The sequence below is a fragment of the Tissierellales bacterium genome (assembly GCA_025210965.1).
Taxonomy (GTDB): Bacteria; Bacillota; Clostridia; order Tissierellales; family JAOAQY01; genus JAOAQY01.
This window is the reverse complement of the sequence record JAOAQY010000049.1, coordinates 1-3,376: the sequence shown is the minus strand read 5'-3', so window position 1 is coordinate 3,376 and position 3,376 is coordinate 1. Positions and strand designations below refer to the sequence as shown.

Below are 3,376 nucleotides of genomic sequence, written 5' to 3'. Positions count from 1 at the left end.
GTAGTAGGCAAACAAACGAGGATTTATATGGAAAATGAAGAAAATTTTAATCAAGTACCAAGATTCTGGTACGATTACATGGATGATGGATCATATGATTGGATTTCTTCAAAGGCAGGCAAGCTAGGGATTCTAGGTGTATCTAAGGATTTCGATAAATATAAAGATGAATTTAATTATATGATAGCAGTTGAAGAAGTAAATGATAAACTGCCAAAAGGATATGTTTCAGCAACTATACCGGCAGCAACTTGGGCTGCATTTGAATCAATTGGTCCAGTACCTGAAGCTTTACATGACCTTCTTAGAAGGATATATACAGAGTGGATGCCCTCTACAGGATATCAGCATGAGTGTGCTCCAGATATTGAAGTATTTCCAGCAGGAGATATGTCATCATCCGATTACAGATGTGAAATTTGGGTTCCTGTTAAGAAGTAAAAGTGGTGAACGCGGGGACGAACCTTCTGTGTACTTTTACTATCAAATTGCTAAAGATAAGTTCAAAAACACCATGCGAGTGTCTATTTGCATGGTGTTTTTGCATCCCAAAATAGAAACGATTGACAATTGGAGTGTAGAACCGTAAAATTAAATTGAGCTCGTTAAGCGAAACGGTTCATTAAATTTAGAGGACACAAGAAGCATATCCACGTGTATTTTTCTTTTTTTCTTGATTTATTCAGTGGATGTGTTTAAATTATTAACAGTACATATTATAGGAGGATTTAAAATGAATTTTAGTAGAAAAAAAGTTTTCTTTGTAGCGTGCTTTTTAACTTATATTTCAATATTTGTGTATTCGGAAACTGTTAAGGACAATTATTTTTTTGGTTTCCCATTTCAATTTATTAGAACAAATAAAGAGATATTTTTGAATAGTAGGCATTACTTCTTAAATCCGATATTTACTGTTCAGAATGCTTTGATTAGACAAATTGGATTGATATTAAATATTGGTAGCTATTATTATTTTATTTGTACTTAAAATTTATGGAAAAGTTAGATTAAAATTTTCAAATCGCGATAGTTATCAAAAACTTTAAATACACGCGTGTTTTGTTTGTGCATTCGACAAATGGTTAATGAAAAACTAAATATAAAAAGAATAAAAAATGACTTAAAGCAAATTCATAGAATTCGGAGCAACGGAGGGGGTGTAGCGATGAAAAAAATGTTTTTTGGAGGATTATTATTTATGGGAGGAATTTTTGGATCAGTAGGGTCTCTTATAGTAGCAGGGCTTAATCCTAGTATTTCGCATAAAATTAATGGATTATTGGGTTGGTTATTGCGCTCTGGAGCAATTGTTCCATATTTATTTTTTTCTTTTATGGGGTTTGTTGGGACGATAATTTGTATGCGCGAGGCGTTTTTTTGCGATGATAAGTAAGTGCAAGTTGCAATGAATTTCTTGTGGAATTTTCTCTACAAAACTGCTAAAAACAAGTTGTAAAGTACAATGCAAGTAAAAACTCGCATGGCATTTGTTTACACCAAAGCTTATCAGCTAAATGAAAAAAAATTAATATTTTAAACTAATACGTATTCGTCTTAGCAGACTATTGCTAAGACGATATTTTTTTATATTTTAGCATAATTTGAAATTAAGCAATTATATTATGTTATTTATCTATAATAAATTTTTGTTTTTGGACATAAAAAAGCACTTCTGTGTATGACGGTTTTAATTAAATTTTTTGTACTGCAAAAGCACAGTAAAATAAATTAATTATTACATTGATTAAACTTTAAGTGATAGATTGAAAGTCATTATTTAAAGTTTAGATAATACATATAATAAATCAAAATCCGAAAGTAGTTATAAATAAAATTACTTACTACATTGACAACTACAAATATAAGGTGTATAATTTGAGCATAAAAGGAGGGATATTATGGTAAAAGATTTAATAGCAATATGTCCTAGATGTAATGAAAAACTAATAGCAACTCGATTAAGTTGTGATAATTGTGAACTTGAATTGAATGGAGATTTTCCACTAAGTAAGTTCGATTATCTTTCTAAGGAAGAACTTGAATTTATAGAATGTTTCTTAAGAGCTCAAGGAAATTTTAAGACTCTCCAAATTGAGAAAGATATGTCATATCCAGCGGTGAAAAAAAAATTCAATGATATTTTGACAAAATTAGATTTATCTAAATTAAAAAGAGAAAAGCAAAATAAAGTCATTATAGAAATGCCTAGTTTTCAGCCTATTGAAGAAACAGACAGTATAGTAGTTAGAAAGATTAAAGAAAAGCTTAATGAAAGTGGTGGTAAGGCTTCAATTCCTTTATATAGTGGAGATCTTTGTGATATTGCTTATGATGCTAACGGACAAGGTTTAATATCAACTAAAATTCCACCTATCGATCAATTGATTTGGAAAGCTTTCGATGCGGCGGTTGAAATAGTTATTAAAAATAATGGTAAAGCGATGAAAGGTAAAGCTCGATCAGGAGCAAGACTTGGAAGTGATGGATTAACATTAGATTCAGTGGAAGGTTATATTGCTTACAAGGTTCATGGAGTAAAAATAGGTGAGACTGCATTTGGACCAGTTTTTGTAATTGCGGCAGTATTGGATTGGGCAGAAATATGTAGCAATGGAAGAGGATATTTAACTATAAAGCCTAAATTTATGAGTGAATTAGAATAGTGGAGGTATGATATGAGCACTTTAGAAAATAAATTTCATGAGGATATGAAAGATATATATTTTATTGCCAAGAAGGAACTTAAATACAATGCATCAAGGTTTTTTCAATTGGTGGCAAGTGAGGGTGGAGTTAAGGCTGCAAAACAATTAATTTCCAAAAGTGGTAGTACATATGGATTTGAAGTGCTATGGGAGCATAAGCGCCTTGACTTGTCGGTTGAAGCATTGGTTTTAAGACCAGAGTATAAGGAACTATTTACGGATGAAGAGAGAAAAATTTGTATGAACATATTGACGGAGTTTGGATATGAAGTTTGATATTTAGGGTTTTGCACCTCGAAGCTCAAATTCTAAATGTACCAATATAAAAGTATAAAAGAGGACAGGTTAAATCTGTGTTTTGTTTCTAACACAGGTTGACCTGTCCCCGACATTTACTGCCAAAGTATTTCAAAATCTAAATTAGAAATTCCGAGTATTAGAAAATTTCACCAAAGCAAAATTGCACTATACATTTACGAACTATGCGACTTACATTGTTTTGATAATCGCTTCCAATTCCTCAGACAAAATTTTAGCTAATTCAAAATCAGTGTCTTTTAGAGCTAGCTCTATTTGCGTTTCAACTGATTTTTTCTTTTCTTCGATTGCTAGATAATCTCTATCGAAATGATTAGCATATATCATTCGTTTGAATTTTTTTATTTTCATTT

The 3,376-nt window shown here is 31.1% G+C and carries 6 protein-coding genes; 5 read left to right on the top strand and 1 reads right to left on the bottom strand.

The window, feature by feature from the left end; genetic code table 11:
• The 5 genes from N4A40_03715 to N4A40_03695 form a co-directional block, all read left to right on the top strand.
• Positions 1 to 441, top strand: a 441-nt coding sequence (locus tag N4A40_03715) for a GyrI-like domain-containing protein (GenBank protein MCT4660945.1), incomplete at its 5' end; no start/stop codon positions are given.
• Between the two features lie 292 nt (positions 442 to 733).
• A complete protein-coding gene (locus N4A40_03710) occupies positions 734 to 988 on the top strand; it encodes a hypothetical protein (GenBank protein ID MCT4660944.1) in 255 nt (84 codons plus the stop codon).
• Positions 989 to 1,165: 177 nt separating this feature from the next.
• A complete protein-coding gene (locus N4A40_03705; GenBank protein MCT4660943.1) occupies positions 1,166 to 1,393 on the top strand; it encodes a hypothetical protein in 228 nt (75 codons plus the stop codon).
• 505 nt (positions 1,394 to 1,898) lie between these two features.
• Positions 1,899 to 2,663 carry a DUF2089 domain-containing protein gene (locus N4A40_03700; protein MCT4660942.1) on the top strand — a complete coding sequence of 255 codons (765 nt, stop codon included), beginning with the start codon at positions 1,899 to 1,901 and terminating at the stop codon, positions 2,661 to 2,663.
• A 12-nt stretch (positions 2,664 to 2,675) separates the two neighbouring features.
• Positions 2,676 to 2,981: a hypothetical protein gene (locus tag N4A40_03695; GenBank protein ID MCT4660941.1), complete on the top strand. Its 306-nt coding sequence runs from the start codon at positions 2,676 to 2,678 to the stop codon at positions 2,979 to 2,981.
• Positions 2,982 to 3,194: 213 nt separating this feature from the next.
• On the opposite strand, the gene N4A40_03690 is transcribed toward N4A40_03695, so the two are convergent.
• The coding region (locus N4A40_03690) for a hypothetical protein (protein MCT4660940.1) at positions 3,195 to 3,376 on the bottom strand (182 nt) is incomplete at its 5' end.